Below are 22,092 nucleotides of genomic sequence, written 5' to 3' on the forward strand. Positions count from 1 at the left end.
CATATTCTATTAAACATTGGCTCCATCCAATTTTTATCGCTTTACACTTTAGCTTTTTGTTGTTGATACCACTTTTTCACAAAAATAATCACATTAACAAAAACTAATACTGTCACAAAAATCAGTGTAATGGTTGCACCTGGAGGGGTACTGTATTCATAAGAAGCATATAACCCACCTACCATACCTAAAAAACCAATACACATTGCCCATAAAATGACACTTGTAAAACTATTTGAGAAACGCATGCTAATTGCTGTAGGTAAAATTAAAATGGAGGCAACAAGTAGAGCGCCTGCAATCGGCATCATTACACTAATGGTCACACCCGTGACAATATTGATTAACAATGACATCAATCGAACAGGTAATCCGGCTGTAAAAGCTGTGTCTTCATCAAACAATAGTACATATAAAGGTTTTCTAAACAGAATATACAATCCACCAATAAAAATGACTAAACCAATTAAAATAGACACCTGTTCACTAGATACGGTAACCAATGAACCAAATAAATATTGTTCAACTTTAATACCCGCTGCATTTTTTCTAAGGGACATCAAAATCAATGCAACTGCTAATCCCGTAGACATCAAAATGGCAACCGATATTTCAGAGTAGCTTTTATAGACACGACTTAAATACTCCATAATCAATGCAGCAATCATCACAACAACAATCGTTGTCACTGTTGGTGAAACACCAATCAACAATCCTAAAGCAACCCCTGATAAAGAAACATGCGATAATGTGTCTGCCAATAAAGACTGTTTACGCAAAATTAATAATAAACCTAAAATAGGAGCAATACACGCAATACAAATCGCTGCTAAGAACGCTCTTTGCATGAAATCATACTGAAACATCTCCATGGTGAATGCTCCTTTCTCACTAAATGTACATGTTTGTCAATATAATCATCTAATATATCGTCCTCATGGGTTACCATTAAAACAGCTTTATGGTGGTGTTGGCAACTATGTTTTAACAAATCATAAAACTGTTTCCGTGATTGAATATCCATACCAGTTGTTGGTTCATCTAAAATCAATAAATCTGGATCTGTAGCAAATAAACGCGCTAAAAAAATTCTTTGTTTTTGCCCACCAGATAAATCCCCAATACGTTTATACTTCAAGTCCCACATACCAACCGATTTTAATGATTTTTCAATATGCTCTTTATCATGTGCATCTAAACGTTTGAACCATTTTCCATTTGCATATCGTCCTGATGCAACTAAATCATACACACGACTAGGAAACCCCACATTGAATGAAGCAATTTGTTGTGGAGCATATCCAATTAACATTTTTTGTCCAAATTGATTCACTGGACTAATATGTGCTGAACCTTCTTGAGGTTTTAATAAACCTAAAATCAACTTTAATAACGTCGACTTAGCTGCACCATTTTCTCCAGTTAAAATGGCAAACTCTCCAGCTTCTAATTGAAAGGATATATTATCTAAAACTCTTTCAGCATCATAGGAAAAAGATAACTGATGAACGTCAATATACGCCATTTTCTCACTCCTTTTTCAGTAGAAAAAGCACCAACTTGTGTCAGTGCTATTCTTTATTATATACTAATTCGATCTTGTTTTTCTACTTAATTGATTTTTGTAATGATACTAAGTTTTCTTCTAAAATTTGTAAGAAATCTTTACCTTCTACTTTTGATTCCATTGTATACAATGTTTCAATACTTGCACCTGTTTCTTTTGCAACAGCGTTTGCTGTAGCTTGAGAACTACCTGGATCAACATAAATTGTTGTTAATTTATGCTCTTTCATTTCTTCAACAACTTCTGCAATATCTTGTGCTGTTGGCTCTTTTGCTTGTAAACCAGAAATGGCTTCTTGTTCTAAGTCATAACGATGTGCAATGTATCCAAATGCAGCATGTTGTGTAACAAATGCTTTGTTTGTAGCATTTTTAAAAGCAGCATCATATTTTTTAGCTAAAACATCTAATTTTTCAAGTAACATATCACGATTTTTTTCATAATCTGCTTTATGAGCAGTATCCGCTGCAATTAAACCTTCTGCAATAGTTTTTACTTGTGCTTTTGCTGTTTCTGGATCTAACCAAATATGTGGATCCAACGCATCCTCATCTTCATCATGGTCATCTTTATGATCTCCATCATGATCATGATGATGTCCTTTTCCTTTTATAAAGGAAACATCTTTACCAGATTCAATAAATGCCACTTTTGATTCTTTACCTAAACCATCTTGTACACTTTTCACCCATGTTTCCATGTTGTTACTACTATATACAAATACTTTAGCTTTATCAATTAGTGCAATATCTTTTGCACTTGGCTCAAAATCATGTGGCTCTACCGCTCCCTCAATCAACATGCTGACGTTAGCATGTTCACCTGCAATCGCTTGTGTCATATAATACACAGGATAAAAACTTGTCACAACAGACAATTTTTCCATTTTTGGTGCTTCAGTCATTTCTTGTTTCTTACTTGGTGCTTGACATGCAGCCAATACAAGTACCAAAATAAAGAAACTTAATTTTTTTAAATGTTTCATAATATCTCCTTTTTATCGAAATAGTAATACTTACGATTTATATTTTAACATATTTTACTAAAAAATTCAAGTTTTTTATACACTGTAGTATTTGTATTCATAATTCTTTTTTGATATACTTTTTTTATCGTACATAAAAGGAGATTGATTATGTCAACAAAACAAAGTCATATCAAACAATTAACACTATTTTCTTTATTTACAGCTATTTTAATCATGCAAACATTCATTCCCGTTTTAGGATATATTCATCTAGGCTTTGTCGACTTTACTATCGTTCATATTACTGTTATTTTAGCTGCCTGTCTTTTAGGTTCAAAATTAGGAACAGGGATTGGCTTAACATGGGGATTGCTTTCAATGATAAAAGCCTACACAACAGCAGGTATTTTAAATCCCCTATTTTATAATCCTCTTATCTCCGTCCTACCTAGAATGCTTGTAGGTTTATTGGCAGGAGTTCTTTTTCAATTATTAAGTAAAAAAATTAGCTTAACCATGTCTGCGGTCATTGCCTCATTCATTGGGACCATCACAAATACAGGACTTGTCCTAGGTGGATTTTATGTCTTTGGCTATCAATTTATCGCCAACACACTCCCAAATCCATCTCAATCAGGAGATGTTGTTCTCGGATTTATTTTGACACTTATTTCTACAAATACATTATTTGAATTATTATCAGCAATTATTGTAACACCCGCATTAGTCAAACCTTTATCATCCCTATTCAAAAAATAATGAAAAACTCAATTTTCCAAACAAACACAAATAAGCCGACATCAACATGTCGGCTTATTTGGTGTTGGTGGCTCCCTTTGGGAAGCCACCAACACTCATTGTCATATATTGTCATAACGATATTATTTTAAAAAGTCTAATATATGTTGCCATGTATGCCAATTAAAGACATCAAAGGCATTGCCATCGCCTAAAATAGAATAGCCAATCATCAGCCCTATCACAAGAAACACGCCTACTAAGACAAGCATAAAAATACAATAAAATAAAATACGCAACATATCGTTTTCTAAAAATACTAATTGTGTTGCAGATACTGTTTTTAACGATTTTTTATTGTCTTTGCTCACTATGATTCACTCCTTATGATATAAATAATTGATGTATCTCGTCCATGCTCAATACATTTGGTACTCGTACAATATCGGCACCTAATGCTTTTAACTTTTCATGGAATTTATAATAACCTCTATCTAAATAAACCAACTCCACAACTTGTGTAAAGCCTTCTGCACGCAAACCCGCTAACACTAACGCTGCTGCTGCACGCAAATCAGATGCTGCTACTTCTGCTCCTTGCAAGTCATGTGACGGATTCATAAAAACGGTTTGTCCTTCGATTCTAAAATCGGCATTCATACGACGCAATTCTTCAAAGTGCATAAAACGATTTTCAAAAACGGTTTCGGTCATGCTTGTCCCTTTATTAGACAATAACTGCGCAATCGTCATTTGAGCTTGCATATCTGTTGGAAAGCCCGGATGAGGCATTGTTTTTACATCGGTTCCTTTTAATACGTCTGGCCCAATGACACGAATACCATTATCTTGCTCTTTAAAAACAACACCCATTTCTGTTAACTTAGACATCAATGGTTTGTTATGATCGGCAATGGCATCTTCAATAAAAATATCTCCTTTTGTAATGGCTGCCGCCATCATAAAGGTACCTGTTTCAATCCTATCTGGAATCACATAATGTGAAGCACCTTTTAATCGTTCCACCCCAACAATACGAATGGTATCTGTACCTGCACCATATACTTTTACACCCATTTTATTTAAAATATTCGCTAAATCAACAATTTCTGGTTCTCTAGCAACATTTTCAATTACAGTCGTCCCATCTGCTAAAGTTGCTGCCATCATAATATTTTGCGTTGCACCAACACTTGGGAAATCTAAATAAATATGCGCACCTTTTAAAGTTTCAGCGCTTGCTTCAATAAAACCAGCATCTACATTGATTGTGGCACCCAAAGCCTCAAAGCCCTTTAAATGCAAATCAATCGGACGTGTACCAATTGCACAACCTCCCGGTAAGGATACTTTCGCATAGCCTTTACGTGCCAATAACGGCCCCATGACAACAATCGAAGCACGCATTTTACTCACATATTCAAATGGTGCTGTCGTTAACAAGTCCCCCGTTGCATCAATCTCCATCGTATTTGTTTTTTCATCAAACACAAGCGATACATTTAACGCTTTTAAAACATCATTCATTAAATAGACATCAGATAATACAGGAACATTCGCCAAATTTGTCTTTCCTGTTTCTGCTAATAAACTAGAGGCTAAAATAGGCAATACCGCATTTTTAGCACCCTCTACTTTTACTGTTCCGGATAACGATTTACCACCTCGAACAATAATTCTCTCCATAGTAACAACTCCAAATTTTTATTTATCTCTTATCAAATATCCCGTTAAAATAACATGTAACAAGTTCAAGTAAACTCGCACAATCATTATAGCATACTTTACTTAAAAAGGTAGTCTTTCTTACCTGTCACCCTTTTTAAATAAAGGTTGACAAAAAAAGATAAATACGCTACTCTATCCAAAAAGGAGGGCTAATATTGAGTACAAAAAGTTCTGTATTATCCATATTACAGTGCCAGACAGACTATATTTCTGGGACGACATTATCACATCAACTCGATGTGACACGTAATACCATTTGGAAAGCCATTCAAGCATTAAAACAAGAAGGATATATCATTGACACAAATGCCAAAGGTTATAAACTGACTGTCACACCAACACAATTAAACCAAACTTTAATACAAGCAGCATTCCCACAAGGTGATATGTTCACTTACGACAGCATTACATCAACCAATTCTCAAGCAAAGCAATATGCCGATACACTAAAAAAAGACTTTGCTGTATTTATCGCAAACGAACAAACAATGGGAAAAGGCCGATTTGGTAGACCTTTTTACTCCCCTAAACAATCTGGACTATATATGAGTTTACTCTACCCGTCAAAAGATATTCAAACATATTTACATTTAGTCACACCCTTAACAGCCATTGCTGTTTTAAAAGCAATTAAAACTGTTACCGGTATCACTCCCTCTATTAAATGGGTGAACGATTTATTTTACCACCAAAAAAAAATAACGGGGATCCTCACAGAAGCCATAACAAATATTGAAACAGGACAAGTTGAACATATCATTATTGGAATTGGCATCAATCTATATAAACCTACCGATTTACCCAACGAATTAAAACATATTTTTGGATACATTAGTGACACACCCATTAACGTCAATGCGTTAGTCATTGCCATTATAGACAATATACTTACCTTATTGGCACAACTCCCAAATACATCCTTTTTGGAAGACTATAAAAAGCATTGTTTTATTCTAGGAAAAAACATCACCGTATATCCTACACAACAAACACACTATACTGCAAAAGCCATTGACATTGACGACAACGGCCAACTAATTATCCAAACAGACGACACACAACTTCACACATTACAATTCGGCGAAATCTCTATTCGCTTTTAAAGGAGAACACTATGAAACCAAAAGACATCACACTCATCAGCCTATTTGCTGTCTTAACATTCGTCAGCAGTTATTTTATACTACCCATTGGACCCGTTCCAGTTACAACACAAACCTTTTTCATTATCGTCACAGGACTCCTATTAAAACCGTTCTCAGCATGTTTAACACAAATCATCAACATCATGCTTATGTGCGTGTTCAAATCGGCGTTTGCTTCACCCACCTTTGGTTTTCTATTAGGTTTTGTTGTCAGTGCAACCATTTTATCACTTCTGACATACCGTAAGAAAAACATGCTTCTAATGGTTGTCGCAACAATGATTGCATCTATTTGTATCTATCTAGTCGGTATCCCATATTTTGTAGCAACCACACATGGAAAATACACCTTTATAACCGCACTGAGTGTTACATTAACACCTTTTATTATAGGTGACACAATCAAAGCAATAATGGCCATCATTGTTGCCAAAACATTAAGACCTCTTGTCAAAGAGGCTAACTCAAAAAAACAATAAAATAAAAGCCTTTTATATAAACATTTTATCAACATAAAATAAGTAGTGTTCTAACCATGTTAGATATTAGAGTACTATTTTTTTACTACTACAGCTACCCTCTACCAACATAATTTATGCTATACTAATAAAAAAGATAAAAAGATGAAAATAAAGACACAATTATCGACTATATCGAATCGTTTGAACCAACGAAAACACCTTATTTATGGATAAAACAAAATGGCGTTTTTCATATTTTTGATAGTAAAACAAAAACAACACAAGAAACACCTTACAAAAAAACATGGCCTATCACGATTACATCCTCCGATGTAACCATATCCCCATATTCATTCTTTTTAGCAACATCTGATGAAGAACACTATGTATTGGTTAACGCAACTCAATCCTTTACACTGCCAATCAACAAAGACATCTCCATTCAATCACAAATAAAAGCAAGCATTAAAAACGGTGACATAATATTAGAATAACATATGAAAAGAGGTAGAAAATGGACGAGCCATTTTCTACCTCTTTGTCTATCAATACTGATTATGCTTTGTTTGTTGAACCAAAGATATCCATTGTTTCTTTTGTTACTTTCACGATAGCATCAAAACCTGGTTTGATAACTTTACGTGGATCGTATACATCTTTATCTGCATCTAATTTTGCACGAACAGCTGCTGTCCATTGTTGTTGTAATTCTGTGTTAACATTGATTTTAGCATGTCCACGTTCAATCGCTTTTTTGATTTGATATTCTGGAATACCTGAACCACCATGTAATACTAATGGAGCACCAGTTGCATTAGAGATTGCTTCCATTTCATCAAAACCTAAAACTGGTTCACCAGCATACGTACCGTGCACAGAACCTAAAGCTGCTGCTAAAGCATCAATATTTGCTTCAGATACCATACGTTTGCATTCTTCTAAATCAGCATATTTAACACCGCCTGTTACGCCGTCTTCAGTACCACCAACAGTACCCACTTCTGCTTCAACAGACGCACCTCTAGGATGTGCGTATGCAACAACTTCTTTTGTTAATTCAATATTTTCATCAATTGGGAAATGAGAATGGTCAAACATTACTGAGCTGAAACCTGCATCAATATATTGTTTACATACGTCAACACTTGATCCATGATCTAAGTGTAATGCTACTGGAACTGTAATATTCATTGTTTCTAACAAAGCATTTACCATAGCTGATACAACTTTAGCACCACCCATATATTTACCAGCACCTTCAGACACACCTAAAATAATTGGTGAATTTGCTTCTTGTGCTGCTGTTAATACTGCTTGTGTCCATTCTAAGTTATTGATATTGAATTGACCAACAGCATATTTTCCTTCTTTAGCTTTGTTTAACATTTCTGTCATACTTACTAAACGACTCATGTCATGTTCCTCCTATTGTGTGAATACACATCACTTATTTTTTACATTTACATTCTAGCAAATTTCATCTTTTTTTTCTATATAATTGTATTTTTATATACGCTATCATTTTAAATTTAATATAAATGTAATGTTAATCCCTTACATCTTATTTACATATACTCAAAAAACCCGACAAAGACACGTGTTGGTACGTGTCTTTGTCGGGTTTAAACTGTATGATTATAAACCTTTTGATGTTAAATACATCATAATGAATGTAATGATAAAGAATACAGATAATAATACAAATGTTGCACGTTGCATAAATGCTTCAAAACCACGTGCTTTACGACGAACGAATAATTCCTCTGCTCCCCCTGATAACGAATTTGCTGCATTCGTTTTCGTTGGTTGCATCACAACGGCAATAATAATGATAATAGATAAAATAATTAACAATACTGATAAAAGACTATACATAATTTCCTCCTACACATTTCAATCAAACCCATTCTAGCATATAACACTACGAATTACTAGATATTTATGATAAACTAACTATAAAATATCATTTTACGAGGTTAAATATGACCCAATTTAAACAATTTTATAAAAAAACACAACGTCAAAGACAAGAAATCCTTGCTTCTTTACCCACACTAACCGAACAAGATAAACAACTTTTATTTCAAAACAACAGTTTATCCAGTGATATAGCAAATACCATTACAGAAAATAATATTGGTCTTTACGCCATTCCTCTAGGCGTTGCCCCCGATATAGTCATTGATGGAAAAACATATTTAGCGCCTATGGCAACAGAAGAACCCTCCGTCATTGCTGCGGCTAGTTTTGGTGCACAAATCATCAAAAAAGCTGGTGGGTTTCACATTCTAAAAAATGACCGCTATATGATTGGCGAAATCGCCCTTTGTCAACTCGATGATATAGAGCACGCTAAAATGAATATTGAAGCACAAAAAGACACACTTTTGTCACTAGCCAATCAATCGTATCCATCCATTGTTAAACGAGGCGGGGGTGCAAAAAATCTCTTTATAGACATCAAAACAAGTCAAGACAAGACGCATACTTTTTTAATCATTTACTTAATGGTCGATACCAAAGAAGCGATGGGAGCGAACATATTAAACACAATGCTAGAAGCGATAAAGCCAACCATTGAAACACTGGCGAACCAATCTGCAATTATGTCTATTTTATCAAATTATGCCAACCATTCTTTAACGAGTATCTCTTGCCAAATACCCGTATCTCTTTTAACTACTTTAAACACAAATCTAACAGGTGAACAAGTTCGTGATAAAATCATTCAAGCCTATCAGTTAGCAACAGCAGATATTTATCGTGCAACGACGCATAACAAAGGCATTATGAATGGCATTTCTGCGGTAGTGCTAGCAACGGGAAACGATACACGTGCCATTGAAGCAGGTGCACACGCCTTTGCAACACATACCGGAACTTATCAGCCTTTAACCGTTTGGGAAAAAGCAGATAATGGTGACTTAAAAGGAACGATTACCATTCCTTTGCCAATCGGATATGTTGGTGGCTCGATTAACATTCATCCGAGCGCTGTGCTATCTCAACACATTTCTCAAACCACAAACGCAAAAGAATTAGCAACTTTAATCGCAAGCGTCGGTTTAGCACAAAACTTAGCCGCTTTACGAGCTCTCGTTAGTGAAGGTATTCAACACGGACACATGGCATTACAGCTAAAATCGCTAGCCTTATCCGTTGGGGCGACACAAGACGAAATCCCTCTTTTAGTTGAAAAACTAAAACAAGAAAAAGTCGTCAATCAAGAAATCGCTAAAAAACTTTTACAAACATTAAAATAATTTGCATATAGTATCAATACATAAATCATTTTGGAGGCATTATGTTATTTATTATTGGTACTATTTTTGCATCTTTTACACAAGCCATCGCTCATCGCTACGCTCAACAAACACAAACATCTCACCGATCTATGTGTCACCATTGTCATCAACAACTTTATTGGTATCACCTTATCCCCATTTTATCGTACATCCTCACAACTGGAAAATGTACCTTTTGCAAAAAACGTATTCCGTTCTACTATCCATGTATGGAATGTTTAGGCGGATTACTGGCGCTCTTTTTACCACATTGTAACACATCTTACACACTCATTCTTATCGCCTTTTTTATTTTTGCACAAATTGATTTAGAATATCAAATCGTACCAAACACATGGCAAGGCCTCTATTTTATTGTAACTCTATTATATTGTGCCATTCCACATCATCGCTTTTATATCAGTGTATTGATGCTCTTTTTATATGGCACCATTGATAAACATCTCCCAAATAAAATAGGTGGTGCAGATGTCAAACTATTGCTCATAACATATTTAAACATCGGCATGCTTTCAACCATGTATATCCTATTATACGCCAGTATTTTCGCACTTTTGTATATGTGTATTAAACATCGTTTCAAACAATCTATCGCTTTTGTTCCCTTTTTATGTTTAGGTGCATGTTTACACAGTTATCTTTTATTTATCCACAATTTATATCCACTTATCCACTGATTTTTGTGGATAACTTTGTTCCACAAGATAAAAACACACTTTTTGACTATGTTTCACAAGTTTGTTTTCCACAAATTAACAAAATTGTCCACATTTTTCTTTATCATACGTGAATAAATGAATAATCGTGCCAGTATTTTTATTGACCAACACGATTTTCACCTACGGGAGCATTTATTGCTCACACTAAATATTATTATTTTGATTTGATATATCGCCTTATCTTATATTTAGAGCGATATAAACTGTTCATCCACTTTTTTTCACATTTATATGGATATTTTTGACTATAATAAAAAACTTGCTTTTCTTGATTGGATAATGTTTCATACGCTTCGTCAAAAGTTTCTCGAACAACTAGTATATCAATCGGATTAAGTGCTTGATTATACCGAATGCCCGTATAATTCTCATAAAAGGCATCATCTTGATTCACCATTAAAAAATCTCCCAATCTCTTTGATGCATAATGGTATCTTAATAACTGCTTAAAATGATTATTTAATAAAAAACGGTAAAATGTACTAAACTTAACATTTTTTTGTAAATCATACTTCATAATTGCATCATACATTACAACACAACATTCTTGTATAAAATCTTCTTTTTCCATATTCGGTAAATAATATTTATTCGCCATTTTGTTCATCAGCGGCGTATATTTTTTTACCAACACATTAAAAGATTGTTCTTCACCCAATAAAAACCGATGAATAAATACTGTATCGTCGATTAACTCATGACTATCCAATAAACATACCCCTTCCTATCAAGGAATTATGATAAACGTCTACCTCTAAATACTTCATACAATAAAATACCCGTAGCCACACTCGCATTTAAACTTTGAACATGCCCTACCATTGGAATAGTTAATAATGCATCTGCACTTTCTTTCACTAAGCGTGACACACCTTTTCCCTCATTTCCAATAACCAACGCTAACGCACCTTTTACTTGCCACGACGTATAAGACTGGCCGCTCATATCTGTTGCAAAAATCCAAACCCCACGTTGTTTCAGATGCTCAATCGTTTGATGTAAATTCGTTACACGCACAACTGGTACATGCTCAATAGCACCCGTAGATGTTTTCGCCACTGTAGATGTTAAACCGACTGCTCGACGTTTTGGAATAATAATGCCATGAACACCTACCGCATCTGCTGTTCTCATAATCGACCCTAAATTATGCGGATCTTCTATGCCATCTAAAATAAGAAAAAAAGGATCTTCTTGTTTGTCTTCTGCTTTCTTAAACAAATCCTCTAATGTGGCATAATCATACGCTGCAACGGCTGCGATAACGCCTTGATGCACACCACCTTGAGATATAGTATCTAATTTCGTTTTAGGCACCGTTTGTATCTGTATCCCTTTTTGTTTTGCTAAAGATATTATGTCAGAAATTTTATCGCCAGACAATGTTTCTTGAATAAACAAACGATTCACATCACGATTTCCTTTTAACAACTCAATAATTGGTATGCGACCCATAACAAAATCGTCTAAATCCGGCATCACATGCTGTTCATTCGGTTTTTTTATTGTTTGAACGTGTTTTTTGTCATTATAACGCTCTTTTCGTCTATTTAACGGTTGCTTTTTCATCTTCTTCTCCTATTGTTCTTACACACCAATTTAAAAGGGTATTTAAACGCTCTTCTTCTTTACAAATATGTAAATAACCCATGACCGCCTCAAAACCCGTAGCAATACGATACGTCATAATATCCGTATTTTTAGCACTCGTATGACTTTTCGTATTTCGTCCTCGCTTATAAATATCTATTTCTTTTTCTGTTAAAAATGCCTCTATCGATAACATGCGCATCATCAAAAACGCTTGTGCCTTAGCTGATACATATCGCGTTGCAGCTCTATGTAAATGATTTGGCTTTGTTAATCCTGTAGTTAATAAATAATCTCTAATAAATACTTCATAGACAGCATCTCCTATATATGCCAACGTCAGCCCATTCAAATGTTCAAAATTTTCCATTGATTCTCCTTTTATGACGAATATATTCATTGATAGTATACCACACATCATAAAACTTTATGAAAATGAATATATTCGTAATAAAAAAGAGGGTGAACAGAGCTTTTAAGCTACCCATTCACCACTTCATTTAGCTATATCCATTAAAGTCTATACAACTATGATAATCTATCTAATAAATACGAAACTTCATACAACACGCCTAAACGTAACACACGCTCATCAATATCAAATTTTTCATGATGATGTCCGTATGCCGTACGTTCATCACTTTGAGAACCTAGTAACGCATATACTCCCGGTACATGTACCAAATAGTCCGCAAAATCATCGGCACCCATACTTTTTCCATAATCAACTACTACACGTTCGATACCCTCAACACGTTGACCAACTTCTGCTGCACATTGCGCCATTTGCTCATCATTGATAACAGGTGCTGCCGCATCATACCAATCAATTTCCACATCACAACGATGTGTTGTTGCAATCCCTTTAACAATACGTGTCACCGCTTCTTGTAAGTGAGCTCTTGTTTCATGACTAAAAGCACGAATAGTTCCCTCTAATATTGCCTCATTTGCAACAATATTATATCTTGAACCTGAATGGAATTTACCAATACCAACAACAGCATTATCTGTTGGAGCTACCTCACGTGCCACAATTGTTTGTAATGCCACAACCACTTCACTTCCTGTTACAAGAGCATCTCGGCCTAGCTGTGGTAACCCAACATGTGAACTACGCCCCGTAATACGAATTTTAAAAATATCACACGAAGCATTAACAGCACCGCCTCGAACATTTAATTGTCCCACAGGTAATCCAGAGTTGACATGGATTGCAAAGGCCTCCTCAACATCAGCAACTTTCCCATGTTTGATAAATTGTTTCGCACCCGCTCCAATTTCTTCAGCAGGTTGAAAGGCAATTTTAACAGTTCCTGAAAAAGTCTGTTTTAACTCATTCAACACAATGGCTGTTCCTAGTCCCATTGTCGTATGCGCATCATGCCCACAAGCATGGCTTAATCCCTCACGCTTGGAAGCATACACCGCACCCGTTTTTTCTTCAATTTCTAAAGCATCAATATCTGCACGTAATAAAATCGTTTTTCCATTTCCTTTTTCCCCTTTCACAATCGCCAAAACACCTGTTTCATCGACTGTTTCATAAGGAATATTATGCTTATCTAATACCTCTTGAATAAATTTACTCGTTTCATATTCTTTCAAACTTGGTTCTGGGTACTGATGAAAATGTCGTCTTAACTCAATTAAATACGGTTCTAACGCCTCTACACGTTGCTGTAATGTCATATTTACGCCTTCTTTCTAAAACACAAAGAGCCGAGATGACATCTCAGCTACCTTGTCTGTCATTATTTTAATGTTGCTTTTTCCCAAACTGGAATACTTGCACCTTTTGTAGATTCTTCAATGATTTTAGCTGTTTCTTTTGTTTGATAGTATTTAATAATCGTTTTGAAAATCTCTTCATTTTCACGACCTTCTTTAACAGCAATAACATTGTAGTATGGTTGAGAAGAATCTGTTACTTCTTCTAAAAATTTTGCTTCTGTTTTTGGATCTAAACCTGCTTCAACCGCATAGCCTGAATTGATAACAGAAATTGCCACTTCATCTAAAGCACGATATGTTTGACCTGCTGGTAATTCTATAATATCAATATTTTTAGGATTTTCAACAATATTATCTTTTGTCACCAATGTATTTTTCACATCATCTAATTTAATTACACCAGCTGCGTGTAATAAACGTAAAGCACGAGAATTATTTGATGTATCATTTGGAATAGCGACTTTATCTCCGTCTTTTAATTCTGATAATGCAGATAATTTTTTAGAATATACACCCATTGGTGCAATCACTGTGTACGCAATTGGTTTCACATGCGTTCCTTTTTCTTTATTGAATTTTTCTAAATAAATAATCGTTTGGAATGCATTTAAATCTACACTACCATCTTCAACAGCTGTATTTGGTGTCACATAGTCTTCAAACTCTTTAATTTCTAATTCAATATTTTCTTTCTCTTTTAATTCTTTTTGTAAATAATCCCATTGTTCATGCTTTGTACCATTTACACCAACAACAACCTTTTTAGGCGCTTCTGTTGTTTTTGAACCTTCTTTCGTTGGCGTTGCTGACCCACATGCTGCTAATGTAATCAATGCTAAACCTGCTACAAAAATATTTTTTAATTTCATAATAAAATTCTCCTCTTCTTTATCTATTTATATATTATTTTGCTTCATTCCAAATAGGAATACTTGCACCCTTTGTAGATTCTTCTAAAACTTTTGCGACTGCATCTGTTTGATAATATTTCACAATAGTTTTTAACACAGCATCATCTTTATTTTTCTCATGTGCCGCAATAAAATTATAATACGGTTTTGATTTCTCCGTTACTTTTTCCAAGAAAATAGCATCTTGTTTTGGTGATTTGCCTGCATCAATCGCTACATCTCCATTAGCAATAGCTACCGCTGCATCATCTAATGAACGAATCGTTTGTGCTGCCGTTACCTCTTTAATATTTAAATTCAATTTATTTTCAGTAATATCTGAAATAGCTGGCAATACACCTTTTGATGCGTCAACTTTAATTAAACCTGCTTCTTGAAGTAAAAGCAATGCACGTCCTCCATTTGAAGCCCCATCTGGAATAATTACCGTATCATTTTCTTTTAATTCAGATACATTTTTGATTTTATTTGAATAAATACCAAGTGGTTGTAATAGTGTCCAACCGATCGGTACAATATGTGTTTTATGTTCTTTATTAAATGTTTCTAAATAACCAACGGTTTGGAAAGCGTTGATATCAACACTACCTTCTTCCAAAGCTGTATTTGGTGTCACATAATCTGTAAATTTCACCAATTCCAACTCAATATTTTCTTTTTCTTTCAATTCTTTTTTCAAATAATCCCAATCTTCATTTTTTTCGCCGTATAACCCAACTTTAACCACTTTTGGTTGAGAATTTGCTTCGGATTTTTCTGAAGATTGTGTTGCACTATTTGTTCCCGTACCACAAGCTCCTAATGTAAAAAGAGCTAATGTACTAATCGCTAATTTTTTCAATGACATATTCATATCCTCCCTTATATTTTTTATTTTGTTGCTCGTCTTTCTAAAAACGATCCAATTGCTTGACTAATAAATACAATGATTAAAATAATGAGTGTGGCAACAATCATCACATCTCCTTGGAAACGATTGTATCCTCTTGAAATTGCTAGGTTTCCTAAACCACCCGCTCCAAAAGCACCTGCCATCGTTGTTAATCCGATTAAACTAATAATCGTTAATGAAGAAGCTCGAATTAAACTAGGTAGACCTTCTTTTAAATAAACTCTAAAAATAATATCAACAGGTGTACATCCCATGGCAACAGACGCCTCAATCACACCATAATCAACTTCTAATAAAGCCAACTCAACTTGTCGTGCAAAAAACGGAATGGTTGCTACTGTTAATGGAACAATCGCACCCGCAATACCGATACTTGTACCAACCAATAATCGTGTAAATGGAATAATTAACATGGATAAAATTAAAAACGGAATCGAACGAAATACATTGACTAATTTATCCAAAAGATAATACAAAGTTTTATTTTCTAAAATACCTTGACGTCTTGTCACAACAAGAGAAACACCCAACGCAATCCCTAAAACAAAAGCAATACCTCCTGAAATTAACGTCATTAAAATCGTTTCACTCGTACTTTTAATAATCTCCTGAAACACACGCTCATCAATATTTGGAAATACTGGTCTTAAATCCATTATACTTGCCCTCCTTTTCTTAAATCTTGTAAAATATCAGCTTTTGCACCACTCTCTTGAATATACTCTAGTGCATTCGTTACATTTTCATGTAACCCAGACAGCGCAACAAGTAATGTTCCAACCGCTGTTTCTTGAACCACTTCCACATTCCCAAATAAAATATTCGCTGAAACTTGATAATGTGTCGATAACTTCGTAATCAAAGGCTCTCCTGTCGATGTCCCAACAAATGAAATCTTCACTAACACATCTCCGTCATTTAAATTTAATAAATGTTGATGACTTAGTACCGTTTCAATACCTTTATTGATATGTGTCGCCGTATCAATAAAATCTTTCGTCAAATCATTCTTCGGATTTGTAAAAATATCTAAAACCGTTCCTTTTTCAATGACACGCCCATTTTCCATAATGGCAACTTTATTACAAATCTCTTTTACCACCTGCATCTCATGTGTGATAATCACAATCGTTATACCCAATTTTTGATTCACTTCTTTTAATAATTCCAAAATAGAATACGTCGTTTTTGGGTCTAGCGCACTCGTTGCCTCATCACACAACAACACATCCGGATCATTCGCCAACGCTCTAGCAATGGCAACTCTTTGCTTTTGTCCACCAGATAACTGACGTGGATAAGATGCCGACTTATCTAAAAGCCCAACTAATTGTAATAATCCATCTACTTTTTCTTTAATTTCTGTTTTGGATAAATTTGATTTTTTCAGTGGAAATGCCACATTATCAAATACAGAAAGATTATTCATTAAATTAAAATGTTGAAAAATCATTCCTATTTTTTTACGTGCCTCACGCAATCCACTAGGACTTAGCTCCGTTAAATCGACACCGGATACCGTTACCTTTCCCGTTGTTAATTTTTGCAACAAATTGATTGTACGAACCAATGTACTCTTACCAGCACCACTATATCCAATAATGCCGTAAATATCACCATCTTCAATCGTTAAATTCACATTATCCACAGCAACAATCTCTTTACTTCCTTGATGAAACGTTACCCCTACATCCTTTAAAACAATCATGTCAATCTCCTTTCAAAACAAAAAACTCGTCCTTTTACTAGTCTTGCTAGTAAAAGGACGAGCGTTATATCATTATAATCTCGTGTTACCACCTTTATTCGCTTATATATCACTATATAAGCCTCACCCAGTACGATATACACACGTATATTTATACTGTGTCACTGTAACGGGTGCATCCGTGTTACCTTAATCATTCGGGTAACCCACTCAGTAGCCATTTTCAAACAAATACTTGTACTTACTTTCACCACACGTAAGCTCTCTAAAACAATTTTTTGATTTACTTTCTACTTCATTGTGTTTCGATACGTTGACTATACAAGAAACTTAATCATCTGTCAACACTTTTTTTATTTTTATTTAATATTCTTAAACTTGCCGAGTTGTAAAATAAAGTGCAAAAGCAAAATAGTGTTATAAAAACAAAAAAAGACAGATAATTAACTTACTAAGATTCACCACAAAATTAGAAAGGTCATTATCATGTCTAAAACAAATTATAACACAAAAAAACAATATAAACAGCTATCATTGGTTGAACGTACAAAAATTGAAACGTTATTAAACGAAAAAAAGCCAATACGATATATCGCTGAACGACTCGGAAGAAATGTATCCACAATTTATAGAGAAATTAAACGAGGAAGCGTTAATCAAATTGTTAATCGAAATGGTATCCAACGTGACGAATTAAAATATTACGCTGAAACAAGCCATTACATCTATAAAGCTAAGCAACAAAATAAATATCATCATGATTTAACTGAAAAATTTAGTCAACAATTTTTCAAAGACTTACAACAGGTAGTTACTGAAAAATATAGAACCCATAGTATTGATACCTTTGTACATTGGTATCGGCAAAATCATCCTAATGAAAAAGTCCCTTGTACGAAAACGGTTTATACGTTTGTTCATCAAGGTATTATCCCTATCAAACCAATTGATTTACCCAAAATGGTAAGCATTAGAAAACGACCGAAAAAAGAGAACACCAAAACATACAAGAAAAATATGGGTACATCTATCGAAAATCGACCAGACGTAGCGAATAATCGTACAGAATTTGGACATTGGGAAATTGATTTAGTCTTATTTAAGAAGACAAAAAATGAAGCACTATTATTAACGTTAGTAGAACGACAAACACGTTATACAATTATACGTAAAATGAATGATAAAACAGCACAATGTGTCTTACGGACATTAAAGAATATTTTAAACAATATAGGAAATCAACCTTCAAGAGTATTACATCTGATAATGGGTCAGAATTCGCCTCGTTATCTGAATTAGAATCGACATATTTAAGCATTTACTATGCACACCCTTATTCATCTTATGAGCGTGGTACTAACGAAAATCATAACGGACAGATACGGGAGTTTTTACCTAAGGGTAAATCTATCAATACCGTTAAAAAGTCAACTATTCGTAAAATAGAATCCTGCTTAAATCAGAAAATACGGCGTAAATTAGGTTATCGTACACCTGCAGAGTTATTTTTATTGCGGGTAGATTAATAGTTTAATAAAAACAGGTTTCCCGTCAAGGCACACTTTGTTTTTCGCCTTGACTAGAAAACCTTTGTTTTTATTGTTTGGTTATTAACCCCGCAAAAGAGAAAGTAATTATCTGTTTTTTTGCACTTTACTTTACAATTGGAGTATTCTTAAACTTGCTCCCATAAAAATAGTACCCACAAATAAAATAACAAACGACTGATGTTCACCTGTTTTTGGTAATAATGCTTCTTTTGTTTTAGCATCTGATTTTTCTGAAACAGCTACTGTTGTAGTCGTAGACGGTACTCTTATAAAAGGAAAACGGAAAATTGGTTTTTCTTCGGCAAAAGCTGGTGCTCCCGTTTCATGTACACGTGCTTTTTCTATATCTTCTTTTGATTTGTAAACTTTTCTACCTTCAGCGGATGAAGATACTTTTTCACCTTTAGCTTCTAAGTTTTTAATATATTGAACAAAAACTTCTGTATCTGGATCAATAGCACCTAATAATGTTGCTTTAGGGAAAACACTAAATCCATCTCCACCACCATATAAAAAGTCATTTATGACAACTTTATATGTTTTTGTTAAATCTAATGGTTGCCCATCTTCTGTATAAACTTTATGTACTTTATACTTGATACCCTCTGCATTATCATCCGCATCCGTATACTCATATCTCAAACCAGAAACTTGTAAGAAATAGCGTTCTTCTTCATCATATTGTTGATTTAATGCATCAACAATTTGTTGACCCGTTAAAGACACCACTTGCAAAATATTACCAAATGGTTGTACGGCTTGAGCAGCACCCCACGTAATACTACCGTCTTCTTGTACAGCCAAATCTGCACGAATACCACCATTATTTGTCATCGCAAAATCAACATCATAGCCAGATAATTTAGCAATCGCTCTTTGTGCATCAGTCACAAGATTACCCACAGCTGATTCTTTTGTAGATGATAAATCTTTAGTAATCGACTGATTTGTTTCTGCCGTACCAATTTTAGAATCTGTTACTTGCTTAGCTAATGCTGTTGCTTCATCAACAAGAGCTTTAACTTCATTATTTTCTGGTAAATCACTCGTTACAGCCGTCACTTTTCCTGTTGGAACAGATTTAAAGTCACCTGTTGTTGTGTCATATACACCTTGAACATCTGCGTATGCTTTACCTTGAGATAAAGCCTGTACAATACGTGTATGTTCAGCTACACCACTTGTATACACATGATTATGTCCAGCAAACACAACATCGACACTATTATCCGGATCTAGTGCATTCACTTTTTTAATCATATCTGCTGCCCAAAACTGAGCCACATCATCTTTACTTGTAGAAGGAACATGCGCTAATACAACAATCGCATTGACACCATTTTCACGAAGCTCTCTTGCATATTTTACAATCGTTTCAGCTTCATCTAAATACGTATAATTTTCATAATTCTTTTTCAAAACTAAATTTGGAATTTCTGTTGTGACAACACCAATAAATCCAATTTTTACTTTTTCATTGTTAACTTCTATTTCTTTAATCGCATAAGGTTTCCAGTTAAATGGAATAGCTCCACTTTTATCAACCACATTCCCAATGACTAATGTCATATTAGATGCCTCATGCGGATAATTATCCACAATCGAATAAAATTTATTTGGCTCAGGTGCTTGACCGGTTAAAATGCGATTAAACTCTTCTAAACCTTCATCAAACTCATGATTACCAAGTGTTCCAAATTCAAATTTCATACGATTAAAAATACGAACAGTTGGTTCATCTTGTAACAAAGCAGAATTAGCAGGACTAGCACCAACCATATCACCAGCTTGCACACGAATACTTTGCCCATTTTGTGCATTCGCTAAAAATGAATCTCTCGCATTATCCAATGCTGTTGCTAATTTTGCTGCACCACCCGTATTTGATATTTTCCCCTCAGGCATATAGGCTGTACCGCCCAATGTTAACGCTCCGTGAAAATCATTGACACCTAATAATTGAATAGGCACCTCTGCCGCATACGCTGTTGTTGATAAACCACAAACAATTCCACAGACAAATAAGCCTTTCATCCATTTTTTTTACACTCATAATACCCCTCCAACAATATTTTACCTAACACATCATTTTTTAATGTTCGGATATTTTATATTATACTGATTTAAAAAATGATTTTCAAGAATATTTACAACTAAAAAACAAACAATTTTTATATCTCCAAATAAAAAAACCGGATTTAAAATAAAACATCTGAAGGTTGATAAATAATTATTTTTATGTAAACAAATAAAAATACAACACTATATTAAAAAGGTGGTGAATGTCTAACGCCATTCACCACCAATATCATTGTAAAAAATTATAATTTTATTTTCTCCCACATCATTTGCAAACGGCAAATATCACCAATACAATGACGTGTCACATCACCGTCTATTTGTGTGTAACATACATGCACATCTGTTTCTGTCATTTCTTTATCATAGACAATACTAATCTGTTTTGGCTGATGATGCATTAAAAACTCCGGTTGAATAGATGTCATCACAAAATCCATATATACAGCATTGTTAATATGCTGATTTTCATCAATATCTACATACCGTGGGAAACACGGCGTTACCGTATAAGGCTCAGAAAGTGATTTAAATGTTAATTTTGTCATTTGAATATTTTTCTCTGTTTTTTCCGAACCATAAGGTTCCAATAACTCCTCAACAATACGCACCATTTTTCTTTGTAACAAATCCACCATGGCAAAACGTATCATCGTCTGAATAATCAATTCACCTTCATGGTATACTTTAAACGTTCTATACGTAAAAAATTGATTATATCCGACTGGCTCCGTTTCAATATCTATCACATCGTGTGCGTTGGGCAATCGTTTAATAGATAAATCATGTTGTAAAATAAACCACGATAAATGTTTTTCTTTTAAAACATTTTGATTATCATATAACAGATTTGTTTGTTTCCCCGACACATGTAAAAGAAGTCGAATAAGCATAGAAATACTTAATTTTCCATATCTATCTACTTCATAATTTTTTATTTCAAAAGATTCTCTGTATACTTTTCCCATAGTTATCCACCTAACTTATCCACATATTCA

The 22,092-nt window shown here is 34.3% G+C and carries 24 protein-coding genes and 1 other annotated feature; of the genes, 7 read left to right on the top strand and 17 right to left on the bottom strand.

Annotation, left to right across the window (positions count from 1 at the left end):
* Positions 1–41: 41 nt before the first annotated feature.
* The 3 genes from H1220_08810 to H1220_08820 all read right to left on the bottom strand — a co-directional run bounded on the left by H1220_08810 (position 42) and on the right by H1220_08820 (position 2,552).
* A complete protein-coding gene (locus tag H1220_08810) occupies positions 42–872 on the bottom strand; it encodes a metal ABC transporter permease (GenBank protein QMI85771.1) in 831 nt (276 codons plus the stop codon).
* Positions 830–1,525: a metal ABC transporter ATP-binding protein gene (locus H1220_08815; GenBank protein QMI85772.1), complete on the bottom strand. Its 696-nt coding sequence runs from the start codon at positions 1,523–1,525 to the stop codon at positions 830–832. Before H1220_08815 ends, H1220_08810 begins: the two co-directional genes overlap by 43 nt.
* A gap of 82 nt (positions 1,526–1,607) precedes the next feature.
* A complete protein-coding gene (locus tag H1220_08820; protein QMI85773.1) occupies positions 1,608–2,552 on the bottom strand; it encodes a zinc ABC transporter substrate-binding protein in 945 nt (314 codons plus the stop codon).
* A gap of 150 nt (positions 2,553–2,702) precedes the next feature.
* Here H1220_08820 and H1220_08825 point away from each other — a divergent pair, with 150 nt between their 5' ends.
* Positions 2,703–3,293 carry an ECF transporter S component gene (locus H1220_08825; GenBank protein ID QMI85774.1) on the top strand — a complete coding sequence of 197 codons (591 nt, stop codon included), beginning with the start codon at positions 2,703–2,705 and terminating at the stop codon, positions 3,291–3,293.
* Positions 3,294–3,415: 122 nt separating this feature from the next.
* On the opposite strand, the gene H1220_08830 is transcribed toward H1220_08825, so the two are convergent.
* Together H1220_08830 and murA are read right to left on the bottom strand one after the other, a co-directional pair.
* On the bottom strand, positions 3,416–3,574 hold the full coding sequence (locus H1220_08830; protein QMI86699.1) for a DNA-directed RNA polymerase subunit beta: 159 nt from the start codon (positions 3,572–3,574) through the stop codon (positions 3,416–3,418).
* An 82-nt stretch (positions 3,575–3,656) separates the two neighbouring features.
* Positions 3,657–4,958: a UDP-N-acetylglucosamine 1-carboxyvinyltransferase gene (gene murA, locus H1220_08835; protein QMI85775.1), complete on the bottom strand. Its 1,302-nt coding sequence runs from the start codon at positions 4,956–4,958 to the stop codon at positions 3,657–3,659.
* 197 nt (positions 4,959–5,155) lie between these two features.
* Between murA and H1220_08840 the strand changes: the two genes are divergently transcribed.
* Complete coding sequence (locus tag H1220_08840) at positions 5,156–6,103, top strand: biotin--[acetyl-CoA-carboxylase] ligase (protein QMI85776.1); 948 nt, start codon at positions 5,156–5,158, stop codon at positions 6,101–6,103.
* Positions 6,104–6,114: 11 nt separating this feature from the next.
* Positions 6,115–6,624 (top strand): biotin transporter BioY, encoded by a 510-nt coding sequence (locus H1220_08845; protein ID QMI85777.1) that lies wholly within the window; start codon positions 6,115–6,117, stop codon positions 6,622–6,624.
* A gap of 537 nt (positions 6,625–7,161) precedes the next feature.
* Here the strand turns inward: H1220_08845 and fba are convergent.
* Both fba and secG read right to left on the bottom strand, forming a co-directional pair.
* Complete coding sequence (gene fba, locus H1220_08850) at positions 7,162–8,019, bottom strand: class II fructose-1,6-bisphosphate aldolase (GenBank protein ID QMI85778.1); 858 nt, start codon at positions 8,017–8,019, stop codon at positions 7,162–7,164.
* Positions 8,020–8,241: 222 nt separating this feature from the next.
* Positions 8,242–8,481 (bottom strand): preprotein translocase subunit SecG, encoded by a 240-nt coding sequence (secG, locus tag H1220_08855; protein ID QMI85779.1) that lies wholly within the window; start codon positions 8,479–8,481, stop codon positions 8,242–8,244.
* Between the two features lie 107 nt (positions 8,482–8,588).
* Here secG and H1220_08860 point away from each other — a divergent pair, with 107 nt between their 5' ends.
* On the top strand, positions 8,589–9,869 hold the full coding sequence (locus H1220_08860; GenBank protein ID QMI85780.1) for a hydroxymethylglutaryl-CoA reductase, degradative: 1,281 nt from the start codon (positions 8,589–8,591) through the stop codon (positions 9,867–9,869).
* A 41-nt stretch (positions 9,870–9,910) separates the two neighbouring features.
* Positions 9,911–10,588, top strand: coding sequence for a prepilin peptidase (locus H1220_08865; protein ID QMI85781.1), 678 nt, complete (start codon positions 9,911–9,913; stop codon positions 10,586–10,588).
* Between the two features lie 196 nt (positions 10,589–10,784).
* On the opposite strand, the gene H1220_08870 is transcribed toward H1220_08865, so the two are convergent.
* The 8 genes from H1220_08870 to H1220_08905 form a co-directional block, all read right to left on the bottom strand.
* Positions 10,785–11,339 (bottom strand): hypothetical protein, encoded by a 555-nt coding sequence (locus tag H1220_08870; GenBank protein QMI85782.1) that lies wholly within the window; start codon positions 11,337–11,339, stop codon positions 10,785–10,787.
* A 26-nt stretch (positions 11,340–11,365) separates the two neighbouring features.
* Entirely contained in the window at positions 11,366–12,109 is a 744-nt protein-coding gene (gene rlmB, locus H1220_08875; protein QMI86700.1) for a 23S rRNA (guanosine(2251)-2'-O)-methyltransferase RlmB, read from the bottom strand.
* 67 nt (positions 12,110–12,176) lie between these two features.
* A complete protein-coding gene (locus H1220_08880; protein ID QMI85783.1) occupies positions 12,177–12,590 on the bottom strand; it encodes a Mini-ribonuclease 3 in 414 nt (137 codons plus the stop codon).
* A 158-nt stretch (positions 12,591–12,748) separates the two neighbouring features.
* Positions 12,749–13,912 (bottom strand): amidohydrolase, encoded by a 1,164-nt coding sequence (locus H1220_08885; protein QMI85784.1) that lies wholly within the window; start codon positions 13,910–13,912, stop codon positions 12,749–12,751.
* A gap of 62 nt (positions 13,913–13,974) precedes the next feature.
* Positions 13,975–14,823, bottom strand: a complete 849-nt coding sequence (locus H1220_08890; GenBank protein ID QMI85785.1) for a MetQ/NlpA family ABC transporter substrate-binding protein — start codon at positions 14,821–14,823, stop codon at positions 13,975–13,977.
* Positions 14,824–14,857: 34 nt separating this feature from the next.
* Positions 14,858–15,712 (bottom strand): MetQ/NlpA family ABC transporter substrate-binding protein, encoded by an 855-nt coding sequence (locus H1220_08895; protein ID QMI85786.1) that lies wholly within the window; start codon positions 15,710–15,712, stop codon positions 14,858–14,860.
* 23 nt (positions 15,713–15,735) lie between these two features.
* Positions 15,736–16,413, bottom strand: coding sequence for an ABC transporter permease (locus H1220_08900; GenBank protein ID QMI85787.1), 678 nt, complete (start codon positions 16,411–16,413; stop codon positions 15,736–15,738).
* Entirely contained in the window at positions 16,413–17,465 is a 1,053-nt protein-coding gene (locus H1220_08905; GenBank protein ID QMI85788.1) for an ATP-binding cassette domain-containing protein, read from the bottom strand. The genes H1220_08900 and H1220_08905 overlap by 1 nt, the downstream gene beginning before the upstream one ends.
* 50 nt (positions 17,466–17,515) lie before the next feature.
* Positions 17,516–17,773, bottom strand: a binding site (T-box leader).
* Positions 17,774–17,951: 178 nt separating this feature from the next.
* Between H1220_08905 and H1220_08910 the strand changes: the two genes are divergently transcribed.
* The gene (locus H1220_08910) at positions 17,952–18,764 is read left to right on the top strand and encodes an IS30 family transposase (GenBank protein QMI85789.1); all 813 of its coding nucleotides are present in this window, start codon (positions 17,952–17,954) and stop codon (positions 18,762–18,764) included.
* Entirely contained in the window at positions 18,659–18,991 is a 333-nt protein-coding gene (locus tag H1220_08915; GenBank protein QMI85790.1) for an IS30 family transposase, read from the top strand. Before H1220_08910 ends, H1220_08915 begins: the two co-directional genes overlap by 106 nt.
* A 132-nt stretch (positions 18,992–19,123) precedes the next feature.
* Here the strand turns inward: H1220_08915 and H1220_08920 are convergent, their stop codons facing one another.
* Together H1220_08920 and H1220_08925 are read right to left on the bottom strand one after the other, a co-directional pair.
* Entirely contained in the window at positions 19,124–21,049 is a 1,926-nt protein-coding gene (locus H1220_08920; protein ID QMI85791.1) for a bifunctional metallophosphatase/5'-nucleotidase, read from the bottom strand.
* 287 nt (positions 21,050–21,336) lie between these two features.
* Complete coding sequence (locus H1220_08925) at positions 21,337–22,062, bottom strand: acyl-ACP thioesterase (GenBank protein QMI85792.1); 726 nt, start codon at positions 22,060–22,062, stop codon at positions 21,337–21,339.
* Between the last annotated feature and the right edge of the window lie 30 nt (positions 22,063–22,092).

It is taken from the genome of Carnobacteriaceae bacterium zg-84 (genome assembly GCA_013874835.1).
Taxonomy (GTDB): Bacteria; Bacillota; Bacilli; order Lactobacillales; family Aerococcaceae; genus WM01.